This window comes from Pacificispira sp. HM-600 (genome assembly GCF_977993705.1).
Window position 1 is genome coordinate 78,176 of sequence record NZ_OZ388079.1, and the last position, 25,249, is coordinate 103,424.

Below are 25,249 nucleotides of genomic sequence, written 5' to 3' on the forward strand. Positions count from 1 at the left end.
GGGCGTCGCGGTGTTCGCTGTGAGCGCGACCGCTCAGCGCGGCCCGACCCTTCGGTGGCTCGTAGAGTGGAGGCATGCCCCCGTTCGGTCCTCTCTACGCGACGTCCCCTGACGCGCCCGAGGTGCCCCGCGGCCTGCCGCTGGTCATAGCGATGACCGGCTTCACGGACGCCGGGAGCGCCGTCGCTCAGTCGATCGACGTGCTGCGCGACGGTGTCGACAACGTGCCCGTCGCGACGTTCTCGAACGACGCTCTGCTGGACTACCGTGCACGTCGCCCCGTGATCTCCTTCGACCAGGACCACCTCACGGACTACGTGCCGCCGCGCCTCGAACTGGCGCTTGCCCACGACCTCATCGGCCAGCCCTTCTTGACGTTGACCGGCTACGAGCCGGACTTCGCGTGGGATGCGTTCACCCACGGCGTTGTCGAACTCGTCACGTCTCTCGGCGTCGAGTCCGTCACCTGGGTCCACGCGATCGCCATGCCCGTGCCGCATACGCGCCCGATCGGCACGACGGTCAGCGGCAACAGGGCTGACCTGATCTCGGCTCATTCTGTCTGGCAGCCGCACACGCAGGTTCCGGCAACCGTGGGGCACCTGCTCGAGATGCGTTTCGTCGAGCAGGGCGTGAATACGTCGAGCTTCGTCATGCTCGTGCCGCACTACTTGGCCGATGCGGAGTTTCCCGCGGCCGCCATCGCGGCGCTCGAGAGCATCACGCTCGGAAGCGGCATCGCATTGCCGACGGAAGATCTGCGTGAGGAGAACCTGGGTTTTCTCGCCAAGGTCGACGAGCAGATCGCCGCGAACGACGAGCTGGCGACGATGCTCGAGAACCTCGAGTCTCGCTATGACCAGTACATGGCGGGCTCTCCGCTGCGTTCGTCGTCGCTCGGGGAATTCGATCTGCCGAGCGCGGACGAGCTCGCAGCCGAGCTCGAGCGGTACCTCGCTTCGCGTCCGGCGGGCGACGACGATAAACACACCGGACTGTCCTGATCTCTCGACTCGCAATGCGCGGGACCGGTTCGGTGTGGCCGGGAATTCATGGGCGCGCTCCCGCGTTGATATGAGAGTGCCATAGGGTGGCTCGCACCTCGCGTGCGATGTGCCATAATGGACAATCGGACCCGTTGTCAACCTTGAGCGATTCGCTCAGGACTTGACAAGGGTCTTACTCGTGCCCGCAAACGACCGAGTGCATCAGATGTCTCAGACGTGATGCGTCGGTGAAAGGCGAATTGTGACCCCTTCTCGCACCTCCACGAAGGACCTCGTCGATGAGACGGAGACCACGGCGGTCAAGGCTGCTCCGCGTCCCCGCAAGGCTCCCGCAGCCAAGGCGGCTGCCGCCAAGGCTCCGGCGAAGGCTGCAGCAAAGCCGGCCGCCGGTAAGGCCGCCCCGGCGAAGAGCAAGGCGAAGGCATCGAAGGCCGTCGACGAAGACGCCGTCGACGAAGAAATCGAGCCCGACGAAGAGATCGACGCAGAGGCGGATGTCACCGACGACGACGAGGCAGTCGCGACGCCGGCCGCCAAGGTCGATGCATCCGATTCTTCCGACGATTCTTCCGACGACGACGAAGACGAAGACGGCAACAAGAAGAAGCCGGTCTTCACCGAGCCCCTGCCCACCGGCGCGATCGTCATCTCATCGAGCGATGAGGACGATGTCCCGGTCTACTCGGCTCAGATCACCGGTGCCACGGCAGACCCCGTCAAGGACTACCTGAAGCAGATCGGTAAGGTTCCGCTGCTGAACGCGGCCGAAGAGGTCGAGCTCGCGATGCGTATCGAGGCCGGTCTGTTCGCCGAAGAGAAGCTCTCGGCGCTGAGCGACACCGAAAAGCGTTCGCAGCTCGGTCGCGACCTGACCTGGGTGGCGAAGGACGGCCAGCGCGCCAAGTCGCACCTGCTCGGAGCGAATCTGCGCCTCGTCGTCTCGCTCGCCAAGCGCTACACCGGCCGTGGCATGCAGTTCCTGGACCTGATCCAGGAGGGCAACCTCGGTCTCATCCGCGCGGTCGAGAAGTTCGACTACACCAAGGGCTTCAAGTTCTCGACGTACGCAACCTGGTGGATCCGTCAGGCGATCACGCGTGCCATGGCCGACCAAGCGCGTACGATCCGCATCCCGGTGCACATGCTCGAGGTCATCAACAAGCTCGCTCGCGTGCAGCGCCAGATGCTGCAGGACCTGGGCCGCGAACCCACACCCGAAGAGCTCAGCCGCGAACTCGACATGACCCCCGAGAAGGTCATCGAGGTTCAGAAGTACGGTCGCGAACCGATCTCGCTGCACACGCCCCTCGGTGAGGACGGCGATAGCGAATTCGGTGACCTCATCGAGGACACCGAGGCTGTCGTGCCGGCGGATGCCGTGGGCTTCACGATGCTGCAGCGTCAGCTCGAGTCGCTCCTGGACTCGCTCAGTGAGCGCGAAGCGGGCGTGATCCGCATGCGCTTCGGCCTGGGCGATGGCATGCCGAAGACGCTCGACCAGATCGGTGACACGTTCGGCGTGACGCGTGAGCGGATCCGTCAGATCGAGTCCAAGACGATGGCGAAGCTGCGGCACCCGTCGCGGTCGCAGTCGCTGCGGGACTACCTGGAGTAGGCCGTGCGCAGCGCGATCGGCATCGCCGCAGGGCGGGCCGTGCAGTGGTTGCTGCGCGTTCGCGGGGGCAAGGGCAGCGGTGCCCCCGGGCTCGTGACGAACAGGATCGCTCCGGCCCTTCTGCCGCGCGTGCTGGCGTCGTTCTCCGAGGGGCTCGTCGTCGTGAGCGGGACAGCAGGCAAGTCGACCACCACGAAGATGGTCGCTGCTCTTCTGCGCGCGCACGGGATGCGGGTCTTCACGAACTCGTCGACCGCGAACCTGCCGCAGGGCATCACTTCGGCGGTGCTCGATCAGGGTGACTGGCGGGGTCGTGTGGACGCCGAGATCGCCGTGCTCGAGATGGACGAGGCGTTCGGCGCGCTCATGTCGTCGAGCTTCGAGGCCCGCGTGGTCACCCTGACCAACATCAACCTCGACGACATCGCTCGTTTCGAGTCATCCGACCGGGTCACCCGTCTGCTCACGGCCATCGCGCTGCGGGCCCGATCGGCCGTCGTTTTGAACGCGGACGACGCATCGCTCTCGACCGTGGCAGCGTCGCTCTCCGAGGAAGCGCCGGGCGTAACCATCCGGCGCTTCGGTGTCTCTGCGGAAGTGATGGCGGCGCATCCGCAGGGACTTGGCTCGGTGCGCACGACGACAGAGCGTCTCGGCGAGGGACTCGGCACACGCGTCGAGTCCGTATCGGGCCGTGACGCCGAGATCGATATCGGCGGATCCCGCGAAGACGTCACTCTTCCGGCGCGGGGGGTGCACTTCGCCGTCGATGCTGCGGCCGCGTTCGAGACGGCGCGAGCCGTGGTCGGCGACGCGTTCAATGCTTCCCTCGCTGCTTCCACGCTCTCGACACTCGACCCCGTCTTCGGGCGCGGCGAGACGGTTGAGATTGCCGGCCAGCAGATCGAGTGCGTCCTGGTCCAGAACACCGCGAGCTTCCAGCTCAACATCGACGCGTTGCGGCCAGGACTCGAACGCGTTTTCGTCGGAATCGGCGACGAGGAAGAAGACACCTCGTGGTTGTGGACCGTGCGAACGCACGCGCTCGGCCGCGTCGATATCGTCGCCGGTCCGAAGGCGGATGCCATGGCGAACCGACTGGCCTACGACGGCGTGCCTTTCGACGCGGTCGATGTCGATCTCATCCGCGGGTTCGAGGCCTTCCTGGCATTGCCCGCTCCGACGACCGGGGTCAAGACCGTGGTCTTCACCTCGCGCAGCATGCGCAAGATCCGCGGCCACTACGGACTGACCTCCGAAGAGGTCAAGAAGGCGGGAATCCGATGAGTGCCGTCCTCTCGATCGCATCCCTCTTTCCCGAGCGACTCAACATCCACGGCGATGCCGAGAACGCCGACGTCCTTCGGGTGCGTGCTGGATGGCGGGGAATCGAGGCACAGGTCGCGACGATCGCGAGCGCCCAGGATGCCGCGGGTCTGCGTCCCGACGCGGTCACTATCGGGGCGGGCTTCGACGCTGACGCCCCCGAAGTTCTGGCTGGGCTGCGCGAGATAGCGGGCGAGCTGATCGCGTGGGTCGACTCCGGAACCGTCCTGCTGGCAGTCGGACTGGGCTGGGAGATGCTGTCGCACTCGCTCGAGCTCGACGGAGCGGACCCGCTGTCGGGCATCGGTATCTTCGCCGGACGGAGCGTCGCGTCCGAGCGGCACGTGGGCCGGATCTCGGTCGACAGCGAATGGGGCGCGCTCACCGGTTACGAGTACCACCTGCGTGACTACGTGCTGGGCGGGGGGGAGCGGTTCCTCGGTACGGTCGCCTCGGGAACCGGTAACGTCGCAGCGGTCCAGAGCGGTGCCGCGCGGGCCGAGGGCGCCGTGCGGGGCACCGCCTACGGGACAGGCATCCGCGGTCCTGTCCTCGCACGGAATCCGGCCTTCGCCGACCACCTGCTCACGATCGCGGCCGCCCACGCGGGCCTGTCGTTCGCGAACGAGACTCCGGACGAGCGGTTAACGACAGCGGACGACCACGCCGCCAAAGCGAACGTGATCGTCCGTCGGGCGCTCGGCCTATCGGCCTGAGCGTCAGAAAGTTTGTTTAGGCCTCGACCAGACGAGCCGTCTCGTCGTGCCATGAGGTCGCGATGCTGCGGAGCTTGTCTTCGTACTTGCGACCGTGGTGGGCGCAGAACAGAAGCTCACTACCGTTGACCTCGGCGGCGATGTACGCCTGCGCTCCGCAGGAGTCGCAGCGGTCCGCGGCCGTCAGGCGGTAGGCGATCGTGGCTTCTTCGGTGGGTGTCATGAGCGTGTTCATCGCAGTGCCTCCTCGTGATCGCCAATGTCTTGCAAAGTGCGTCGTGCAAGGTCTTCATACAACCATGGGTTTGTTACGGTGAGGGCCCGATTCGATGACATTTCGCTGACCGCGTACGGTGGCCCACGGGCCCGGGATCGGTGCCGTGTGTCGGCGGCGAAGGCGGTGTGGCCGCTTGTACGCTGTCAGATTGTGACGTCCGAGTATTCTGCGCATCATCTTCAAGTCCTCGAAGGGCTCGAAGCCGTGCGCAAACGGCCCGGCATGTACATCGGCTCGAACGGGTCGCCCGGGCTCATGCACTGCCTGTGGGAGATCATCGACAACGCGGTCGATGAGACCCTCGGCGGCAATGGATCGAAGATCGATGTCGTGTTGCACGGTGACGGCAGCGTCGAGGTGCGAGACAAGGGACGCGGCATCCCTGTCGATGTCGAGCCCCGCACCGGTCTGTCGGGTGTTGAGGTCGTCTTCACCAAGCTGCACGCCGGCGGCAAGTTCGGTGGCGGCTCGTATGCGGCATCCGGTGGTCTGCACGGTGTCGGCGCATCCGTCGTCAACGCGCTGTCGGAGCGTCTGGATGTCGAGGTCGATCGTGGCGGCAAGACCTGGGCGATGTCCTTCCACCGGGGTGAGCCCGGTCTGTTCGCAGACAAGGGCGAGCCCAGCCCGTCTGCGCCGTTCACACCGTTCGACGAGCGCAGCGAATTGCGCGTCGTCGGCAAGGCTCCCCGCGGCGTCACCGGCACCCGCGTCCGCTACTGGGCCGACAAGCAGATCTTCACGCCCGACGCGGCATTCCAGGTCGACGAACTCGCGACGCGGGCCCGTCAGACCGCATTCCTGGTTCCGGGTCTCGAGATCGCGGTGCGCGACGAGCGTGCCGGTGTCGAGCCGACGGATGTCTCGTACCGCTTCGACGGCGGAATCTCCGAGTTCGTCGAGTTCCTCGCCCCGGATGCTCCGATCACGGACACCTGGCGACTGACCGGCACCGGGACCTTCACCGAGACGGTGCCCGTACTTCAGGCGACCGGCGCCATGGTCGCGACCGAGATCGAGCGCACCTGCTTCGTCGACATCGCTCTGCGCTGGGGGACGGGCTACGAGACCGTGACCCGCTCGTTCGTCAACATCATCTCGACGCCCAAGGGCGGTACGCATCAGCAGGGCTTCGAGCAGGAGATCCTGAAGGTCATGCGTCAACAGGTCGAGGCGAACGCCCGGCGTCTGAAGGTCGGCAACGACAAGCTCGACAAGGACGATGCTCTCGCGGGCATGACCGCCGTGCTGACGGTGAGCCTGCCCGAACCGCAGTTCGAGGGCCAGACGAAGGAGATCCTCGGCACGCCGGCCGTCCGTCAGATCGTCGCGCAGGTCGTCCGCAAGGAACTGGGTGCGCTGTTCTCGTCGACGAAGCGCGACGACAAGGCGCAGACCTCGATGCTGCTCGACAAGGTCGTGTCCGAGATGAAGGCGCGCCTGTCCGCCCGCGCTCACAAAGAGACGCAGCGGCGTAAGAACGCCCTCGAGTCGTCGTCGCTGCCGGCCAAGCTCGTGGACTGCCGCTCGAACGATGTCGCCCAATCGGAGCTCTTCATCGTCGAGGGCGACTCGGCGCTCGGCACCGCCAAGCTCGCACGCAACAGCGAGTTCCAGGCGCTGCTGCCCATTCGCGGCAAGATCCTCAACGTGCAAAAGGCGTCGATCAGCGACATGCTGAGCAACGCGGAGTGCGCCTCGATCATCCAGGTGATCGGGGCCGGGTCGGGGCGCTCGTTCGATCTGTCGCAGGCGCGCTACGGCAAGGTCATCCTGATGAGCGACGCCGATGTCGACGGCGCGCATATCCGGACGCTGCTGCTCACGCTGTTTTTCCGGTACATGCGGCCCCTCATCGAGGACGGGCGCGTGTTCGCGGCTGTCCCGCCCCTGCACCGCGTGATCGTGAAGCATCCCGGGACCAAGCCGAACGAGATGATCTACACCTACAGCGAGACAGAGCTGAATACGCTGCTCGCCAAGCTCTCGAAGGCCGGTCGTACGTGGCAGGAGCCCATCCAGCGCTACAAGGGGCTGGGCGAGATGGACGCCGACCAGCTCGCGACCACGACGATGGACCGCGGGGGACGGCTGCTCCGGCGCGTCCGGATCGAGGATGCCGAGGCCGCCGAGGCTGCGGGTCGCACCTTCGAGCTGCTGATGGGCAACGAGGTCGCCCCGCGGCGTGAGTTCATCATCGACTCGTCCGCGCATCTCGAGCGCGACCGCATCGACGCCTAGCTCCCGCGTGCGAGCCGTCGTACCTCAGGCCCGTTTCGAGGACGGTTCCCCTGGCACTTGTTGTCGCTTGTCACGGTCCACAACGACATCTACTGCCAGGGGAGCGGGTCCGTCTGGGAGACGTAGCGCGCGGGGCTAGAGGGCGCGGCCCACGGAGCCGATAGCGGCGTCGAGCGGCTGCCCCGAGGCGTCCCGCTTTGCCCCGGTCTCCGGGAGCGTGCGCGCCGAGCCATCCGTCCCGACGGCGCGCGGGGGAGCGGCACCCACCCACGCGAGCGTCAGCTCGTCCTCGCCCTTCAAGAAGGCGTGTGCACGGACACCGCCGGTCGCGCGACCCTTCGCGGGGAACTCCGCAAACTCGGACACTTTGGCACGACCCGCGTCTGTCCCGGGAAGTGCCTCCGCCGTGCCCGAGACGGTGACGACAACTGCCGCCGCCTCTCCGATAGCGCCGAAGAAGATCGCGTTGGCCGATCCGATATTCATGCCTGCCATGCCACCCGCCGAGGCGCCCTGCGGACGTACCGACGACGCCGCGAAACGGAGCAGGCGCGCATCGTCCGACACGAAGACGAGCTCGGATTCGTCGGGCGCCGATGCAACACCGACAACGCCATCGCCCGGCTTGAGCGCGATGATCTCGAGCTCGGGCTTCGGCGGCAGGGTGGACGGGACGATGCGCTTCACGACGCCCTGGCGGGTGCCGATTGCGAGGGGTGTGTCCGTGTCGAGGCGCGTGAGCATCACGACCCGTTCGGCCTTGTCGGTGAGACCGAGGTAGTCGCGCAGGGCGACCCCCGCGGCGAGCTGGACGGAGGCTGGCGGCACCGACGGCAGGTCGACTGGGCTGAATCGCAGCAGACGCCCGCGGTTCGTGATCGCCCCGAGTTCGCCCCGTACGGTCGTGCGCACCTCGGTCAGCAGCGCGTCGTGCTTGCTGCGTCGGGTCGGCGAGACGATCTCGGTGCCCTCCGACAGATCGACGCGCACGGCGCGGCCGGTCGTCGACACGACGACGATCGTCGGCGCATCCACGATCTCGAGGATCGGTGCATTGCGCGACGGACGCGCGACCGCGGGCGCAGCGTTCGTCAGCAGCGTCCGTCGCGGAGTACCGAGCTTGTCAGCGACCGCGTCGAGTTCGGTGGCGACCTGCTTGCGCAGCAGCGCGTCGCTGCCGAGCAGCTCTTCCAGCTGCGCGATCTCGGCGAGCAGCTGGTCGCGCTCGGCCTCGAGTTCGATGCGCGAAAACTTCGTCAAGCGGCGCAGGCGCAGTTCGAGGATGTACTCGGCCTGCAGCTGACTGAGATCGAACACCTCCATCAGTCGGGTGCGCGCCTGCTCGCCATCATCGGATGCGCGGATGACCTGGATGACCTCGTCGATGTCGAGGATCGCGATCAACAGCCCCTCGACGAGGTGAAGCCGCTCACGGCGACGATCGAGTCGGTACCGGCTGCGGCGGGTGACGACCGAGAGGCGGTGGTCGACGTACACACGCAAGAGTTCGCGCAGGCCGAGCGTGCGCGGTTGGCCCTCGACAAGGGCGACGTTGTTGATGCTGAAGGAGTCTTCGAGCGGCGTCAGGCGGTACAGCTGTTCGAGCACGGCCTGGGGGTCGAATCCGGTCTTGATGCCGATCACGAGGCGTGTGCCGTGCGTGCGGTCGGTCAGGTCGTTGACGTCGCTGATGCCCTGGAGCTTCTTGGACTGGACGGCATCCTTGATCTTCTCGATCACGCGCTCGGGGCCGACCAGGTACGGCAACTCGGTGACGACGATGCCCGTCTTGCGGGGGCCCAGGCTCTCGATGGAGCTGCGGGCGCGGGTCTTGAAAGATCCGCGGCCGGTTTCGTACGCGTCACGAATGCCCTCGAGCCCGACGATGACCCCGCCGGATGGCAGGTCCGGCCCGGGCACGTACGCCATCAGGTCTTCGAGGGTCGCATCGGGGTTCTCGAGCAGGTGGATGGCGGCGCCGACGACCTCGATGAGGTTGTGGGGTGCCATGTTCGTCGCCATGCCGACCGCGATACCGCTCGCGCCGTTGACCAGCAGGTTCGGGTATGCCGCGGGCAGCACCTCGGGCTGCTGGAACTGGTTGTCGTAGTTCGGGATGAAGTCGACGACGTCTTCGTCGAGTCCTTCGGCCATCGCGAGCGCCGCGGGTGCGAGGCGGGCTTCGGTATACCGGGACGCCGCGGGCCCGTCATCGAGCGAGCCGAAGTTTCCGTGCCCGTCGACCATGGGCACCCGCTGCGAGAACGGTTGGGCGAGACGCACGAGGGCGTCGTAGATCGGCGCGTCGCCGTGAGGGTGGAGCTTTCCCATCACCTCGCCGACGACGCGGGCGCTCTTCACATGGCCGCGGTCCGGCCGCAGGCCCATCTCAGACATCTGGTACACGATGCGGCGCTGGACAGGCTTCATCCCGTCGCGCGCGTCGGGCAGCGCCCGCGAGTAGATCACCGAATAGGCGTACTCGAGGAAAGACCCCTGCATCTCGCTGGAGACGTCGACATCTTCGATGCGCTCGGCAGGGGGCTCGGAAACAGGTGCGGGCATGGGGTCCTTCGGGCGAGAACGAGGGCCGATGGCACGTGTGCGAGACTGGCCCCGATGTCTCTCATGCTACCGGCGGAGCCCGCTCACGCCCGGAGCCTCACCGCTCTGGTGCCGGATGCCGTCGCCTCGCTCACGTCCTCGTCCGGGACTGCGACGCTGCCGTCCGCACGCAGCGCGATCCTCGTCGTGATCGATGGTCTCGGAGCAGCGAACCTGGCGGCGCGCGCGGGACACGCGCGATTTTTGACATCGGTGATGCGCAAGAAGGATGTCGCGCGCTCCGTTTTCCCCACGACCACCGCAGCCGCGCTGACCAGCCTCATGACCGGCACCGATCCGGGTTCGCACGGAATCGTCGGGTACCGCGTCCGCGTGCCCGAGACGGGTGTGCTCGCCAACCAACTGACGGGCTGGGAGTCCGACGGGCTCGACCCGGCCGTGTGGCAGCGGCGTCCGACGCTGTTCGAGACCGCGGCATCCGTCGGTGTCGAGGGCTTCGTCGTCAGCCGCGAGGAGTACCGTCACTCGGGATTTACGCGAGCGGCTTTCCGCGGCTCGACATTCGACTCGGCCGCATCGTTCGCGGACAGACTCGCGATCGCCCTCGAACACGCCACGGCCGCCCAGGGGCGCCTCGTATACGCCTACGCACCCGAGCTCGATTCTGCGGGACACCGGTACGGGTGGGAGTCCGACGAGTGGCTCGCGGCGCTTGAGGAGGCCGATGGCGCGGTCCGCTCGCTCGCATCCGCCCTGCCCGCCGACGTCGGCGTGCTGGTCACGGCCGACCACGGCATGGTCGATGTGCCCCGCACCGGCCATGTCTTGCTGCGAGAGGGCGACGACCTGGTCGACGGCGTCGCCGCCATTGCGGGAGAGCCGCGGATGCTGCATGTGTACGCCGAACCCGGCCAGGCCGAATCGGTGCTCGAACGATGGCGCGCCTCAGAATCCGGGCGTGCGTGGGTGCTGGCCCGGGATGAGACCATCACCACCGGCCTCTTCGGTCGTGTCGACGCCGAGGTGCGCGATCGGATCGGCGACGTGCTCATCGCGGCGCGCGGACGGGTGGCGTACTACGACGACCGACTCACGGACAAGGCGTCACAGCGAATGATCGGGCAGCACGGTTCGCTGACGTCAGCGGAACGCATCGTCCCGCTTATCCGGCTCGGTGCGTACGCCCCGAACTGACGGACCCGTGGCGCGGTCTGGCTGGCCTGTCGAAGGTTTTCGCTGGCCCGTCGCGGCTACTGATCTCCGTCGCCGCGTGCGCCGAAAACGATCTCGTCCCACGACGGCATCGCGTTGCGGCCTCGTCGGCGACCCTGCGCGTCGGCGACGACGGTGTCTTCGCGCGGTTCGGCGGTGGGCGCTTCCTCGTCGTAACCGGGCTCGAGTGCGTCGAAGAGGGCGACGGGAGCAGCGGGCGCCACGTTCTCTTCGCTCATCCCCGGGGCGCTCTCGCGTTGCCCGCGCCGACGGCGGAGCGCCTCGAGCAGGTCAGCGGTCTCGGCACTCGTGCTCGAAGTTTCCGTAGCGCGATTGACGGCGGCTTCTGAGGCCGTGGGGGCAGTGGACGGATCGAGATCGCGGCGCGGACCGAATGCTCCACTGTCGAAGCGCGTGTTGTCCTTGATCGAGGGCGCGGAGTCGAGCGCGCGCAGCCGAGGGATCAGCCCCTCGGGCAGTGATCCCTGGCGCGAGAGCTGTTGCGCGTCGGCATTGAGCGGCGAAAGCGCGCTCCGCCGCGGGTCGAAGCTCCAGCGGGCGTCGTGCTCGATGTCCCCGACCTGGAACTGCAGCTTGACGATCCATCCGGAGGGATCTTTCCAACTCGACCAGCGCTCACGCGCGGCCGCGACGTCGGCGAGCTTCGCCCGCATCGCGGCGCCGAACGTGGGCTGTGCGTCGGCGTCATCGACCGCGCCGAGCAGAACGGGCACGGCAAGAGCGAGACCGACGATGTGCTCGCGTTCCGCGAGGACGGGGCCTTCGTAACGAATGACATCTTCGAGTCGAGCGCCCAGGACCTGCGCGACCTCTTGCGCCGACAAACCCGAACGAATCTGCGCCTGAATCTCGCGCGGGCTGGGTCGTGCAGCGCCCGATTCCGGCGCCGAATGGGCGCGACGAACCTCAGCGCGTAGGACATCATCGATCACCAGGGCGAATGTTTCGCCCGAGTCCGTCGCTACGATCAGTCGCTCATCCTCGGTGCGGATGACCTTGAGCTCTTTCATGCGACACGCCTTCTTCCGCGTTTCCGGTTCCGCCATCGTTACACGCGTGAGGGGTGGTCACGGGAATATCCAGCGCGCGCCGCCCGTTTGCCTCCGAGCGGATGTCGGAACGCAGCATTTGCTAAATGCCCTGCGGTCATGCAAACTAGCGCCGCCTGTTCGGCACCGCTCCACTGCACGCAATGAAAGAAGTGACCTAAACCCCATGGCTACGGACTACGACGCTCCCCGCAAGACCGACGACGACAGCGAGTCGATCGAGGCCCTGAAGGAGCGCGTTCCCGACAAGCTTTCCGGTGCCGTCGACGTCGAGGACGCAGACAACCCCTCGGGCTTCGAATTGCCCGGCGCCGACCTCTCCGACCTCGAGTTGGATGTCGTCGTGCTGCCTCCCCAGGAGGACGAGTTCACGTGCGTGAGCTGCTTCCTGGTGAAGCACCGTTCACAGGTCGATCACGAAGACTCGGTCGGACTCATCTGCCGCGACTGCTCGTAAGCACGCGCCCGGTTGATCGCCGCCGTGAGGCGGTCGGGGGTGCGGGTCGAGATGACCCACGAGACAACAGGGTCGTCTGGATCTTCGAGAGGGACGACCACCAGTCCGTCGATCCCGCCCCGGATCACGAGCCACGAATCGCGGTCGAGCCCCGGCCCGCGAGCGTTGCGCGCCTCGTCGCCCGAGAACGGCGCCGGCGACCCGAGCCATTCGACGCCGATGCGCGCCCGTCCGGCGCGAAGCATCCCCTCGCGAATGTCGATGACGGGCGACAGGACGACGAGAGCGGCAATGATCAGTGCCCCCACGATGGCGCCGACGACGAGCGCAAGAGTCGAGTCGAGCGGTGCGAGCACGAGCGCGGCCATCGGACCGACGACCGCGGCGGACACCAAAATCCAGAGCGAGGGCGTGAGCCGCTCGCGATACTCCGTACGTTGCTTCTGCATTACCCTCGATGAGTGACCGATTACGTGGACGTTCTCATTATCGCTCCAGAACCTCCGAACTACGCTCACCCCGGTGACGCTGGCGCCGATCTGGTCTCTGCTGAGTCGCTGCGGTTGGCCCCTGGCCAGCGTGCCCTGGTGGGAACGGGCGTCTCGATCGCGCTGCCCGACGGTTACGTCGCTTTCGTGGTGCCGCGCAGCGGGCTGGCCACCAAGCACGGCATCACAATCGTCAATTCACCGGGCACGGTCGATGCCGGGTACCGCGGCGAGATCAAGGTGACTCTGTTGAACACGGATGCTTCTGAGCCCTACGACATCGCCGTGGGTGATCGCATCGCACAACTGATCGTCATGCCCGTGAGTCGGGCGAACTTCATCCCGGTCGAGACACTCCCCGAGAGTGTGCGCGGCGAAGGCGGGTTCGGTTCCACCGGCTACCAGGCCCCTCAATCACAGGAGGTCGGCGCATGAGCGACGACGGCACGACCGTAGACCCGGCGGGCAAGTCCGCACCCGCCGACCGAGCGACCGGAGGACCCTTCGACGAATCCGAAGCGAATCCCGTTCGTCCCTATATCGACCTGGGTGGAATCAAGGTGCTGCCGCGCGAGGGGCTCAACCTGCGCCTCGAGATCGAGGAACAGTCCAAGCGCATCGTCGCTGTGGGGCTGGACTACGCCGGCTCCACGTTGCAGGTGCAGCCGTTTGCGGCGCCCCGCACGGGAGGGCTGTGGCACGAGACGCGCGCTCAGATCCGCGAGCAGGTTCGCCAGCAGGGCGGTCGCGTGGAGGAGCGGGAGGGTCCGCTCGGACCCGAACTACTCGCCGAGGTGCCCGTCATCGCCGGCGCGGAGGGAACTTCGGGCAAGCGCCTGGCGCGGTTCGTCGGTGTGGATGGGCCGCGGTGGTTCTTACGCGGCGTGATCGGCGGAGTCGGCGCATCCGATATCGAGGCAGCGGCCCAGATCGAGGACCTCTTCCGGTCCATCGTCGTCGTCCGTGGCGGAACACCCATGCCCCCGCGTGAGTTCATCCCGCTGAAGATGCCCGCGACCCCGGGTTCGGCGTGACCGACCAGCAGTCGGCACCACGGGATCCCGTTCGGGACGGGGAGTCGGATCCCGCGCTGACACCGCCATCGGCGTCCGAGGCACTGGGTTCAGCCCTCGCGGGTGCGGCGCGCCGCGCCGGTCTCGATCCGAACGCAGAGCGCTCCACCGGTCACGTCGTGTGGCATGCGATGGGTGGATGGCGGGGCATGGCCGAGGCCGTAGTGCCCGGTGTCGTCTTCATCGCCGTCTACACGCTGACGATGGATGCCTCGACGGGTGAGGGAAACCTGGCCTGGTCGCTCGGGCTCTCGGTCGGCATCGCCGCGGTTTTCACGATCGCGCGGCTCATCGCCCGCCAGCCGGTCACGTCGGCCGTGAGCGGGCTGCTCGCCGTCGTCGTTGCGGCAGCATTCGCCGTCTTCACCGGCGAGGCGAGCAACAACTTCATCCCGGGCTTCATCACGAATGCGCTCTACGGCGCGGCATTTCTGATCTCGGCTCTCGTCGGATGGTCGCTCATCGGCCTCGCGGTGGGCTTCCTGATGGGGGAGGGCACCGCGTGGCGGCGCGATCGGCGGAAGCGCCGTGCGTTCTTCTGGCTCGCCATCGCGTGGGCCGCGCTCTTTGCCGCGCGCCTGCTCGTGCAGTTCCCGCTGTATCTCGCCGACAACGTCGCGGCGCTCGGCACGCTCAAGCTCGTGATGGGCATTCCGCTGTTCGCACCACTGCTGGCGGTGTCCTATCTGGTCGTACGGGCTTTGTATCCTCCGTCCGACAAAGCGGACGCCGATATCCCTGAGTGACTGATGCTCGGTGGTAGGATTTATCTCGACATCAAGATAAACCGACCCCCTTCCCCCGTGCCGCAGAGCGGCGCACACTGGTTAGGGTCGCCTTGCTAGCCTCGCCCGGAACGCCCCGGGAAGATGGGGCCGGTGAGTGGTCAGCTACCTGAAGGAGACGGCATCGTGGCATCGGTCAACAGCTTCGGAGCGCAGAGCACTCTGACGGTCGGGGGAACCGACTACGAGATCTTCCGGCTCGATGCCGTCGAGGGTTACGACAAGCTCCCGTTCAGCCTGAAGGTGCTGCTCGAGAATCTGCTCCGCACCGAGGATGGTGCGAACGTCACGCGTGCGCAGATCGAGGCGCTCGGCTCGTGGGACGCCGCGGCCGAGCCCGACACGGAGATCCAGTTCACGCCCGCGCGCGTCGTGATGCAGGACTTCACGGGTGTGCCCTGCATCGTCGACCTCGCCACGATGCGTGAGGCCGTCACGACGCTCGGCGGAAATCCCGACAAGATCAACCCGCTCTCGCCCGCCGAGATGGTCATCGACCACTCGGTCATCGCCGACCTCTTCGGCTCCGAGAATGCCCTCGAGCGGAACGTCGAGATCGAGTACGAGCGCAACGGTGAGCGATACCAGTTCCTCCGTTGGGGCCAGACCGCTTTCCATGACTTCAAGGTCGTCCCTCCCGGAACGGGAATCGTCCACCAGGTCAACATCGAGCACCTCGCCAAGGTCATCTACGACCGCACGGTCGATGGCGTGTTGCGTGCCTACCCCGACACCTGTGTCGGTACGGATTCGCACACCACCATGGTGAACGGCCTGGGCGTGCTCGGCTGGGGCGTCGGCGGCATCGAGGCCGAGGCTGCAATGCTCGGCCAGCCCGTCTCGATGCTGATCCCGCGAGTCGTCGGCTTCAAGCTCACCGGCGAGATCCCGGCCGGCGTGACGGCCACCGACGTCGTCCTCACGATCACCGACATGCTGCGGGGGCACGGTGTCGTCGGCAAGTTCGTCGAGTTCTACGGCGACGGAGTCGGCTCGGTGCCCCTCGCCAACCGCGCCACCATCGGAAACATGAGCCCGGAGTTCGGTTCCACCGCGGCAATGTTCCCGATCGACGACGTCACGATCGAGTATCTGCGTCTCACCGGGCGCGACGAGCAGGCGGTCGCGCTGGTCGAGGCCTACGCAAAGGAGCAGACGCTCTGGCACGACGCGTCCCGTGAGCCCGCGTTCAGCGAGTACATGGAACTCGACCTGTCGACGGTCGTCCCCTCGATCGCCGGACCCAAGCGCCCGCAGGACCGCATCCTGCTCTCGGAGTCGAAGGCACAGTTCGCGAAGGACATCCTGAACTACGCGACGGCGACGACATCCGAGTCGATCGTCGACCTCGAGTCGCAGGGGTCGTTCCCGGCCTCCGACCCGGGCGGAGCGCCCGGCGAAGAAGAGGTCGAGACGCACGATGTCTACATCTCCAGCGGGGGACGGCACGCCGCGTCCAATCCCGTTCGCGTCACGCCCGCCGAGGGCTCGCCCTACGAGATCGACAACGGTGCTGTCACGCTCGCGGCGATCACGTCGTGCACGAACACCTCGAACCCGTCGGTCATGATCGCCGCGGGGCTCCTCGCGCAGAAGGCCGTTGAGAAGGGGCTGAAGAGCAAGCCGTGGGTCAAGACCACGCTCGGCCCCGGGTCGAAGGTTGTGACCGACTACTACGAGAAGTCCGGTCTCGACAAGTCTCTCGAGGCGCTCGGCTTCTACACGGTCGGATACGGCTGCACGATCTGTATCGGTAACTCGGGTCCGCTCATCGAAGAGGTCTCGGCCGCGATCAACGACCACGATCTGGCTGTCACCGCCGTACTCTCCGGCAACCGCAACTTCGAGGGACGCATCAGCCCCGACGTGAAGATGAACTACCTCGCGTCGCCCCCGCTCGTCGTGGCGTACGCCCTCGCCGGTTCGATGAACTTCGACTTCGAGACCGATGCCCTCGGCAAGGACTCGACGGGCCAGGACGTCTTCCTGAAGGACATCTGGCCCGCGCCGGACGAGGTGCAGGACGTCATCGACAAGTCGATCTCGCGCGAGCAGTTCATCACCCAGTACGCCACCGTCTTCGAAGGCGACGAGCGCTGGAAGAACCTGCCGACGCCCACCGGTCCCGTCTTCGAATGGGATGAGGACTCGACGTACGTTCGCAAGGCGCCGTACTTCGACGGTATGACGATGGAGCTGACCCCGGTCAGCGACATCCAGGGTGCTCGCGTCATGGCGACCCTCGGCGACTCGGTCACCACCGACCACATCAGCCCGGCCGGAAACATCAAGATCGGAACGCCGGCGGCGAAGTACCTCGAGCAGCACGGTGTGCGCCAGAAGGACTTCAACTCGTACGGCTCGCGTCGTGGCAACCACGAAGTCATGATCCGCGGCACGTTCGCGAACATCCGTCTCAAGAACGCGCTCGTCAGCGCGGTCAACGACGGTGCGGTCGTCGAGGGTGGATACACCCGTGACTTCACGCTGCCCGGCGGGCCGCAGTCGTTCATCTACGACGCCAGCGAGAACTACACCGCTCAGGGCACGCCCCTGGTGATTTTCGGCGGCAAGGAGTACGGGTCGGGCTCGTCGCGTGACTGGGCGGCAAAGGGCACGAGCCTGCTGGGTGTCAAGGCCGTCATCACCGAGAGCTTCGAGCGCATCCACCGCTCGAACCTGATCGGCATGGGCGTCGTGCCGCTGCAGTTCCCCGCGGGCGAGAGCTGGGAGTCGCTGGGTCTCGATGGCACCGAGATCGTCTCGATCACCGGTCTTGAGAAGCTGAACGAGGGCGTCACGCCCAAGACGGTCACGGTCACGGCAACTCCGAGCGAATTCTCGGCGGAGGGCAAAGCTACCGTCGAGTTCGAGGCCGTCGTCCGCATCGACACGCCCGCTGAGGCTGACTACTACCGCAACGGCGGCATCCTTCAGTACGTGCTGCGTTCGCTGGTCTGACCGGCGCATCCGGCGAGCGGCGGGCCGCGTCCCGTCCGCTCGCCGGGCACCGAGCTAGACTTTCGAGAGGGCCGTGCACGCCCGCGAAGGGAGTGGCATGGGTCTGTTGGAGACGATTTCGAGTCCGCGTGATCTCGACGCGCTCACGGTCGAACAGCTCACCGAACTCTCGGCCGAGATTCGAACGTTCCTCATCGAGAACGTGTCCCGGACGGGCGGTCACCTCGGCCCGAACCTCGGGGTCGTCGAGCTCACCGTTGCGCTGCACCGCGTCTTCGATTCGCCGAATGACCCGATCATCTTCGACACGGGTCACCAGTCCTACGTGCACAAGCTGCTCACGGGCCGCCAGGATTTCGACGGGCTCCGCACCCGCGGCGGCCTCGCCGGCTATCCGCAGCGCTCCGAGAGTGAGCACGATGTCGTCGAGTCATCCCACGCTTCGAGCTCGCTCAGCTGGGCAGACGGCGTCTCGCGGGCACTGACTCGCACGGGTCGTCGCGATCGTCACGTCGTCGCCGTCGTCGGCGACGGTGCCCTGACGGGCGGAATGACGTGGGAGGCGCTCAACAACATCTCGGACGACAACGATCGCAATCTGGTGATCATCGTCAACGACAACGGACGCTCGTACGCACCGACGATCGGCGGCATGGCGCGATACCTGAATCGCGTTCGCACCAACGAGGCGTACCAGACGCTGTACCGCTCGTCCGGGTCGTTCTTCTCCCGTCTCGGGCCCGCGGGTCGCGCGATGTATCGCGGCCTCCGCGGCGGCGCGCACGGATTCCTCTCGCGGTTCGCCAACAACGCGGCGCTGTATTCGAACCTCGACATCAAATACCTCGGCCCGGTCGACGGCCACGACCTCGATACTCTCATCGAGACTCTGCGTCTCGCGAAGGAATACGGCGCGCCCGTCATCGTTCACGCGATCACCGAGAAGGGGCAGGGCTTCGAGCCGGCTCGCAACGACGAGGCGGACCAGTTCCACGCGGTGGGTCGCATCGACCCGCTGACGGGTGTGACTCTCGGTGGGGAAGCCCCGACGGCGTGGACGGATGTCTTCTCCGACCAACTGGTAAAGATCGGCGACGAGCGCGAAGACGTCATCGCGATGACGGCGGCGATGCTCCGCCCGGTCGGTATGCTGCCCTTCGCCCAGAAGTATCCCGACCGTGTCTACGACGTCGGCATCGCCGAGCAGCACGCGGTCGCCTCCGCCGCTGGGCTCGCCTACGGCGGGCTGCACCCGGTCGTCGCGATCTACGCGACGTTCATGAACCGCGCGTTCGATCAGGTGATGATGGATGTCGGCCTGCACCGGGCCGGAGTGACTTTCGTCCTCGACCGAGCCGGGGTGACGGGCCCCGATGGGCCGAGTCATCATGGCATCTGGGATCTGGCGATGCTGCAGCTCGTGCCGCACATCCGCATCGCGGCCCCGCGCGACGCCGCACGGTTGCGCGAGACGCTCGACGAGGCTGTTGCGGTCGACGATGCCCCCACGGTCGTGCGCTTTCCCAAGGGCGAGGTCGGAGCGGACCTCCCGGCGCTCGAGAGGCTGGCCGATGGGACGGACGTCCTCGCGCGCGGCGGGAGCGAAGACGTTCTGCTCGTGGGTATCGGTCCCATGGCCCACATCGCGATGGACGTCGCGGCACGTTTGGCGGCTCAGGGCATCGGTGCGACCGTGATCGATCCTCGCTGGGTCGTCCCCGTGGCCCCGTCCGTCGTAGAGTTCGCCGCACGGCACCGCCTCGTCATCACGATCGAGGACGGCATCCGCGTCGGCGGTATCGGCACCCGGATCCGACAGGTGCTGCGCGAGGCCGGAGTAGACACCGCCGTCGACGAGCTCGGCCTGCCGGATGAGTTCATCGACCATGCATCCCGCTCTCAGATCCTGGCCGATGCCGGGCTCACCGCGCCGAAGATCGCTCAGGATGTCGTCTCCCAGGTGCTCGGCACGCGGATCCCCGTGGCACGGCAGCCTGACGACCAACCTGTGTGGCTCAGCGACGTGCGCCTGCGCGAGCGCGACGATACACGCGGCGCCTGACGGGGTCACGACCCACGGTCGTTGAGCGAGGAGCGCAGCGACGAGACGAAACGCGCTGAGGGGGCGCGTTTCGTCTCGCTGCGCTCGCTCAACGACCGAGGATCATTGCGATTCGATGCCGCGGATGGGCGGCTCGTGGAATGTCGCACCGAACGCGTTCTCGGAGGCCCCGACCCGATCCAGGTAGGGCGAGGCTCCACCGTCGATGAAGGGCCAGGCGGCACCCAGGATCAGACACAGGTCGATGTCTTCGACCTCGGGCACGACGCCCTCATCGAGCATGATCTTCATCTCCTGCGCGAGGCCCGTCTGCACCCGGTTCAGGATCTCGTCCTCGGAGACCGGAGAGGATGCCGTCACGAGCACCTTCTGCGCGGCCTTCGTCCATCCCGTGACCTTGCCGTTCTTGTCCTTCTCCACGACCTCGGGCAGCTCCGCGAGCTGATGGAAGTTCTCGGACGCGAAGTAGCGCTCCGGGAAAGCCGCGGCCATCGTGTCCTGTACGTGGGCAGCGACCTTCCATCCGACCAGGTCGATCAGCTGGAAGGGCGACATCGGCAGACCGAGCGGCGCGAAGGCCTTCTCGACCGTGAGCAGGGGCGTTCCCTCGTACACGGCGCGTGCGGCCTCGCCCATGACCTTCGCGAGAAGCCGGTTGACGACGAAGCCGGGCGCGTCCGCGGTGAGCACCGCGTTCTTGCCGAGGCCCTTCGCGACGACGAAAGCGGTCGAGAGCGCAGCATCCGCCGTCGCGTCGATCCGGACGATCTCGATGAGCGGCATGACAGCGACCGGGTTGAAGAAGTGGAACCCGACCAACCGCTCCGGATGCTGCAGCTTCGACCCGATCTCGGCGACCGACAGCGACGAGGTGTTGGTCGCGAGGATCGCGTCGTCGGCGACGACGGCCTCGATCTCGGCGAACACCTGCTGCTTGACGCCGACCTCTTCGAAGACGGCCTCGATCACGAAGTCACAGTCGGCGTACTCGGACTTGTCGGTCGTGCCGCGCACCAGGCTCCGCAGCTTGTTCGCTGCGTCGCCGTCCAGCCGGCCCTTCGCCTCGAGCTTGCCGATCTCGTCATGGATGTGCGCCACGCCCTTATCGACGCGAGACTGGTCGAGGTCGGTGATCAGGACCGGAACCTGGAGCTTGCGGACGAAGAGCAGAGCGAACTGGCTCGCCATCAGACCGGCACCGATGATGCCGACCTTGGTGACGGGCTTTGCGAGCGCCTTGTCCGGTGCCCCGACGGGACGCTTCGCGCGCTTCTGCACGAGATCGAACGCGTACATCGACGCCGCGAACTGGTCGCCCGCGATCAGGTCGGCCAGAGCCTCGTCTTCGCGCGCGAACCCCTCCGCCTTGGTGCCGGACTTCGCCTTGTCGAGCAGGTCGAGGGCGACGTAGGGCGAGCGGGGCACGGTGCCGATGCGGCTCTCGAGCATGTTGCGCGCCATCTTGATGGCGATCGGCCACTTCGTGAGCCGCTCCATCTTGCCCGGCTCGTTCTTGCGCGAGACCTTGACCGAGCCCGACAGCACGCCGTCGGCCCAGCGGAGGGAGCTTTCGAGGTAGCTGGATGCCGGGAAGATCGCATCCATGATCCCGAGATCGAACGCCTGCTGCGGCTTGAGCATGCGGTTCTGCTTGAGCGGGTTGGAGATGACGACCTCGAGGGCGTTCTCGATACCGATCAGGTTCGGGAGCAGGTACGCGCCACCCCATCCGGGAATCAGGCCGAGGAACACCTCGGGCAGCGCGATCGCTGCGGCCGAGGCATCCACGGTCCGATACGTCGAGTTGAGCGCGATCTCGAGTCCGCCGCCGAGCGCGAGCCCGTTGACGAATGCGAAGCTCGGCACCCCGAGCTCGGACAGGCGTCCGAGGGTCTGGTGCCCCCGCTGAGCGATCAGCAGGGCGATCTCACGCGACGGGAGCTTCGAGACCTCGGACAGGTCTGCGCCGGCGGCCAGGATGTAGGACTTGCCGGTGATGCCGACGGCCTGGATCTCACCGTCTGCCGCACGCTTCGCGAGACCCGAGAGGGTCTCGTCGAGCGCGGCAAGAGTAGCGGGTCCCAGGGTGTTGGGTCGGGTGTGATCGCGGCCGTTGTCGAGCGTGATCAGGGCGAGCACCTTGCCGCTGGCCAGGCGCACGTCGCGGACGATGGAGCGCGTGACGACCTCGTCGGCGCTGAGCGCCTCGAGGGGGGAGAAATCGATCGAGTCGTAGTTGGTCATTCCGATCACTTCCGCTTCTTGCCGTCGTAGAAGGGGTTCTCCCAGATGACGGACCCACCCTGTCCGAGCCCCACGCACATGGCGGTCAGGCCGTAGCGGACATCGGGACGCGTCTTGAACTGCGCGGCGAGCTGGATCATGAGGCGGACACCGGATGCGGCGAGCGGGTGCCCGACCGCAATCGCGCCACCCCAGGGGTTCACGCGCGGGTCGTCGTCGGCAACTCCGAAGTGATCGAGGAGCGACAGGACCTGGATGGCGAAGGCCTCATTCAACTCGAACAAGCCGATGTCGTCGATCGTCAGTCCGGCCTTCTTGAGCGCCTTCTCGGTCGAGGGAACCGGTCCGATGCCCATGATCTCGGGCTGCACGCCCGCGAAAGCGAACGATACGAGCTTCATCTTGGGCTCGAGGCCGAGCTCCTTCGCGGCCGCGCCGCCTGCGAGCAGGCTCACGGTCGCGCCATCCGTCAGGGGTGACGACGTCCCGGCCGTGACGCGGCCGTGGGAACGGAAGGGGGTCTTGAGGGCGGCGAGGCCCTCCATCGTGGTCTGAGGACGACGTCCCTCATCCTCGCTGGCGAGTCCCCATGCTCCGTCCGCGTCCTTGATGGCGACGGGAACGAGGTCGGGCTGAATGACGCCGGCGTCGTATGCCGCCTGTACCTTGTGCTGACTCAGCATCCCGAAGCGGTCCGCGCGCTCCTTGGTGAGGTGCGGGAAGCGGTCGTGGATGCGCTCGGCGGTCACACCCATGTTGAGGGCGTCGGCCGAGACGAGCTTCTCGGTGAGGAATCGCGGATTCGGGTCGGCTCCGATGCCGAGGGGGTGACGCCCCATGTGTTCGACGCCACCGGCTATCGCGAGGTCGTACATGCCCATGCCGATGCCGCCGGCGAGTGTCGTGACGCTCGTCATCGCACCCGCACACATCCGGTCGATCGCGAACCCGGGTACGGACTGCGGCAGACCCGCAAGGATCGCTGCGGAACGACCGAGCGTGAGGCCCTGGTCGCCCTGCTGGGTGGTGGCGGCGATAGCCACGTCGTCGATGCGCTCACCCGGTACGTCGGGGTTGCGCTCCATCAAACCGATCATCGCCTTCACGATGAGGTCGTCGGCACGGGTATTCCAGTACATGCCCTTTTCGCCGGCGCGCCCGAACGGGGTACGCACACCATCGACGAAATAGACGTCCGAGTTCACGGCCACACTGCCTCCAGATTTGGGGTTTTCTTCAGCCTACGAAGGTGCGCGAGGCGACCCGAATCGGTTGGTCCGAATCTACGAAGCGTCTTCCGCAGGCTCCGTGGGCGGTTGTGCCGCAGCAACAAAGGCTTCGGCGATCGCCTGTGCAGTCTCTTCAACTTGCCACGCGCGTGCTCCCAACGCCCGGAGCGCCGAACCGATGCTCTCGGCATCGGCGGGCTCCGGAGGTGTCCAGGCGACACGGCGCAGCAAATCGGGCGTCAGCAGGTTCTCGACGGGCATCCCGAGGTCGGTCGCGATCGCCTCGACCGCGGGACGGGCGGCCTTCAGGCGAGCGTCGGCGTCGGGGTTCCGATCGGCCCACGCACGCGGGGGAGGAGGCCCCTCGCCGGGCACCCGCTCCACAGGAAGGACCGACTCGGCCCGGCCCCGTTCGAAGGCCGCCCACCAACGATCCAGCTGATTGCGGCTCGCGCGACCGTTGAACTCCTTCAGCGCCGCCAGCGCCTGTTTGCTGGGCGGATCGGCGATGACGGCGGCCACGATCGAGCGATCAGGAAGGAGGCGTCCGGGGGAGGTGTCGACCTCTTGCGCGTACTCTTCTCGTGCCTGCCAGAGTTCGCGGGCCACGGCGAGCGAGCGCCGACCGCGCACGGTGTGCAGCCCGCTGAGGCGGCGCCACGGGTCTTCGCGGGGCGGTCGCGCGGGACGATCGAGGACGGCCTGGAACTCTTCTTCCGCGATCTGCGTCTTGCCCTGCTCAGCGAGCTCCGCCACGAGCGCGTCGCGAACATCGATCAGGTGCAGCACATCGAGGGCCGCGTACTCCAGCCACGACTCCGGGAGCGGCCGTGTCGACCAGTCGGCCGCCGAGTGCGCCTTCGCGAGGGTGATGCCGAGCACATCCTCGACGACCGCGCCGAGTCCGACACGTTCACGCCCGAGCAGACGCGATGCCAGCTCGGTGTCGAAGATGCGAGGCGGTACCAGCTCTGCCTCGCGGAGAGACGGGAGGTCTTGGCTGGCGGCGTGCAGCACCCATTCCTCGGAACCGATCGCGTCCTGCAAAGGTGAGAGATCGCCGACGGCGGGCGGATCGATCAGGTGCAGCCCGCCATCCCGCCGGTAAACCTGGATCAGGTAGGCGCGCTGCGAGTATCGGAACCCCGATGCCCGTTCGACATCGACGGCCACGGGACCATGGCCCTGCGCGAGCATCGCGGATGCGTCGGCGAGATCCTCGGGAGTATCGATCACGCGATGAACGGAGGGTGTGGGGGTGCTTTCACTCACCGGTTCAGTCACGTGCCGCCCTGTCGTTCGCGGCGAATCTGTGTGCCGCGAGGAGTTCGATGTTCTCCGAGCCCGGAGGTAGGCCCGCAAGCATGCAGAGTAGCTCAGCCCACGCCTCGATGTGTGCGGTGAGGTCCCCGGGTTCGGGTGACCACGACGCGCGCAACTCGATCTGAGCCCCGTCGCCCTCGTCTTCCAACCCGCCGAAGCCCTTGGACAGGATCTTCGTGGCGGTGCCGGATGCCGCAGCGTAACGTGCGTCGCGAGAGTCGAGTGCATCGACCAGCCACGACCACGTCACATCCGCCAACATCGGGTCTATGCCGATATCGGTCTCGAGGGGGGCCTGTGCGAAACACACGATCCGGAGTGGGCCGACCCACGCGGCGGGTTCAGCAGGATCGTGCAGCAGGATCAGCCTGCCCGTGCCGTACGGGGAGTCAGCGGCGTGATCCTGCTGACGCACATCTCCGGATAAGGCGATCGCCTCGGGCGCGAGACCCTGCGGCGCCGGTATCTCGCGCACCGTCAGGTCGTCACGGAACAGCGTTCCGCGCACGTCCGCCACAGCGCGTTCGAAGAGTGGCGATAGCGGCGGGACGCCGGAGTCAGGGGGATCGGCGATCACGTCGACAGACTAGAGTGGGGC

The 25,249-nt window shown here is 66.8% G+C and carries 20 protein-coding genes; 12 read left to right on the forward strand and 8 right to left on the reverse strand.

What is annotated here, in order from left to right; genetic code table 11:
* Positions 1-74: 74 nt before the first annotated feature.
* The 4 genes from ACXZ1E_RS00350 to ACXZ1E_RS00365 all read left to right on the forward strand — a co-directional run bounded on the left by ACXZ1E_RS00350 (position 75) and on the right by ACXZ1E_RS00365 (position 4,664).
* A complete protein-coding gene (locus ACXZ1E_RS00350) occupies positions 75-1,004 on the forward strand; it encodes a proteasome assembly chaperone family protein (protein ID WP_458041516.1) in 930 nt (309 codons plus the stop codon).
* Positions 1,005-1,248: 244 nt separating this feature from the next.
* Positions 1,249-2,622, forward strand: a complete 1,374-nt coding sequence (locus ACXZ1E_RS00355; RefSeq protein ID WP_458352003.1) for an RNA polymerase sigma factor — start codon at positions 1,249-1,251, stop codon at positions 2,620-2,622.
* A 3-nt stretch (positions 2,623-2,625) separates the two neighbouring features.
* Positions 2,626-3,909: a MurT ligase domain-containing protein gene (locus tag ACXZ1E_RS00360; RefSeq protein WP_458041517.1), complete on the forward strand. Its 1,284-nt coding sequence runs from the start codon at positions 2,626-2,628 to the stop codon at positions 3,907-3,909.
* A complete protein-coding gene (locus ACXZ1E_RS00365) occupies positions 3,906-4,664 on the forward strand; it encodes a hypothetical protein (RefSeq protein WP_458041518.1) in 759 nt (252 codons plus the stop codon). The genes ACXZ1E_RS00360 and ACXZ1E_RS00365 overlap by 4 nt, the downstream gene beginning before the upstream one ends.
* Before the next feature lie 16 nt (positions 4,665-4,680).
* On the opposite strand, the gene ACXZ1E_RS00370 is transcribed toward ACXZ1E_RS00365, so the two are convergent.
* The gene (locus ACXZ1E_RS00370) at positions 4,681-4,899 is read right to left on the reverse strand and encodes a DUF7455 domain-containing protein (RefSeq protein ID WP_198517653.1); all 219 of its coding nucleotides are present in this window, start codon (positions 4,897-4,899) and stop codon (positions 4,681-4,683) included.
* A 246-nt stretch (positions 4,900-5,145) separates the two neighbouring features.
* Here ACXZ1E_RS00370 and ACXZ1E_RS00375 point away from each other — a divergent pair, with 246 nt between their 5' ends.
* Positions 5,146-7,182, forward strand: a complete 2,037-nt coding sequence (locus ACXZ1E_RS00375) for a DNA gyrase/topoisomerase IV subunit B (protein ID WP_458352004.1) — start codon at positions 5,146-5,148, stop codon at positions 7,180-7,182.
* 135 nt (positions 7,183-7,317) lie between these two features.
* Here the strand turns inward: ACXZ1E_RS00375 and ACXZ1E_RS00380 are convergent, their stop codons facing one another.
* Positions 7,318-9,747 carry a DNA gyrase/topoisomerase IV subunit A gene (locus ACXZ1E_RS00380; protein ID WP_458041520.1) on the reverse strand — a complete coding sequence of 810 codons (2,430 nt, stop codon included), beginning with the start codon at positions 9,745-9,747 and terminating at the stop codon, positions 7,318-7,320.
* Positions 9,748-9,801: 54 nt separating this feature from the next.
* On the opposite strand from ACXZ1E_RS00380, the gene ACXZ1E_RS00385 reads away from it, so the two are divergent.
* On the forward strand, positions 9,802-10,941 hold the full coding sequence (locus ACXZ1E_RS00385) for an alkaline phosphatase family protein (protein WP_458041521.1): 1,140 nt from the start codon (positions 9,802-9,804) through the stop codon (positions 10,939-10,941).
* Between the two features lie 56 nt (positions 10,942-10,997).
* Here ACXZ1E_RS00385 and sepH read toward each other — a convergent pair whose 3' ends face one another.
* Entirely contained in the window at positions 10,998-11,990 is a 993-nt protein-coding gene (gene sepH / locus ACXZ1E_RS00390; RefSeq protein ID WP_458041522.1) for a septation protein SepH, read from the reverse strand.
* Between the two features lie 205 nt (positions 11,991-12,195).
* Here sepH and ACXZ1E_RS00395 point away from each other — a divergent pair, with 205 nt between their 5' ends.
* Positions 12,196-12,486, forward strand: coding sequence for a DUF4193 domain-containing protein (locus tag ACXZ1E_RS00395; RefSeq protein WP_458041523.1), 291 nt, complete (start codon positions 12,196-12,198; stop codon positions 12,484-12,486).
* On the opposite strand, the gene ACXZ1E_RS00400 is transcribed toward ACXZ1E_RS00395, so the two are convergent.
* Positions 12,444-12,935, reverse strand: coding sequence for a DUF3093 domain-containing protein (locus tag ACXZ1E_RS00400; RefSeq protein ID WP_458041524.1), 492 nt, complete (start codon positions 12,933-12,935; stop codon positions 12,444-12,446). The two genes, ACXZ1E_RS00395 and ACXZ1E_RS00400, sit on opposite strands and share 43 nt — an antisense overlap.
* Positions 12,936-12,947: 12 nt before the next feature.
* On the opposite strand from ACXZ1E_RS00400, the gene dut reads away from it, so the two are divergent.
* The 5 genes from dut to dxs all read left to right on the forward strand — a co-directional run bounded on the left by dut (position 12,948) and on the right by dxs (position 19,855).
* Positions 12,948-13,409, forward strand: coding sequence for a dUTP diphosphatase (gene dut / locus ACXZ1E_RS00405; RefSeq protein ID WP_458041525.1), 462 nt, complete (start codon positions 12,948-12,950; stop codon positions 13,407-13,409).
* Positions 13,406-14,008, forward strand: a complete 603-nt coding sequence (locus tag ACXZ1E_RS00410; RefSeq protein ID WP_458041526.1) for a DUF3710 domain-containing protein — start codon at positions 13,406-13,408, stop codon at positions 14,006-14,008. The genes dut and ACXZ1E_RS00410 overlap by 4 nt, the downstream gene beginning before the upstream one ends.
* Positions 14,005-14,793: a DUF3159 domain-containing protein gene (locus ACXZ1E_RS00415; RefSeq protein ID WP_458041527.1), complete on the forward strand. Its 789-nt coding sequence runs from the start codon at positions 14,005-14,007 to the stop codon at positions 14,791-14,793. The genes ACXZ1E_RS00410 and ACXZ1E_RS00415 overlap by 4 nt, the downstream gene beginning before the upstream one ends.
* A 165-nt stretch (positions 14,794-14,958) precedes the next feature.
* A complete protein-coding gene (locus tag ACXZ1E_RS00420) occupies positions 14,959-17,793 on the forward strand; it encodes an aconitate hydratase (RefSeq protein ID WP_458041528.1) in 2,835 nt (944 codons plus the stop codon).
* A gap of 97 nt (positions 17,794-17,890) precedes the next feature.
* Positions 17,891-19,855, forward strand: coding sequence for a 1-deoxy-D-xylulose-5-phosphate synthase (gene dxs, locus ACXZ1E_RS00425; RefSeq protein WP_458041529.1), 1,965 nt, complete (start codon positions 17,891-17,893; stop codon positions 19,853-19,855).
* A 102-nt stretch (positions 19,856-19,957) separates the two neighbouring features.
* Here dxs and ACXZ1E_RS00430 read toward each other — a convergent pair whose 3' ends face one another.
* The 4 genes from ACXZ1E_RS00430 to ACXZ1E_RS00445 form a co-directional block, all read right to left on the reverse strand.
* Positions 19,958-22,099: a 3-hydroxyacyl-CoA dehydrogenase NAD-binding domain-containing protein gene (locus ACXZ1E_RS00430; protein WP_458042969.1), complete on the reverse strand. Its 2,142-nt coding sequence runs from the start codon at positions 22,097-22,099 to the stop codon at positions 19,958-19,960.
* Between the two features lie 5 nt (positions 22,100-22,104).
* Positions 22,105-23,304, reverse strand: a complete 1,200-nt coding sequence (locus ACXZ1E_RS00435; RefSeq protein ID WP_458352005.1) for a thiolase family protein — start codon at positions 23,302-23,304, stop codon at positions 22,105-22,107.
* Positions 23,305-23,382: 78 nt separating this feature from the next.
* A complete protein-coding gene (locus ACXZ1E_RS00440; protein ID WP_458352006.1) occupies positions 23,383-24,600 on the reverse strand; it encodes a ribonuclease D in 1,218 nt (405 codons plus the stop codon).
* Between the two features lie 4 nt (positions 24,601-24,604).
* On the reverse strand, positions 24,605-25,228 hold the full coding sequence (locus ACXZ1E_RS00445) for a DUF3000 domain-containing protein (RefSeq protein WP_458041531.1): 624 nt from the start codon (positions 25,226-25,228) through the stop codon (positions 24,605-24,607).
* Positions 25,229-25,249: the final 21 nt, after the last annotated feature.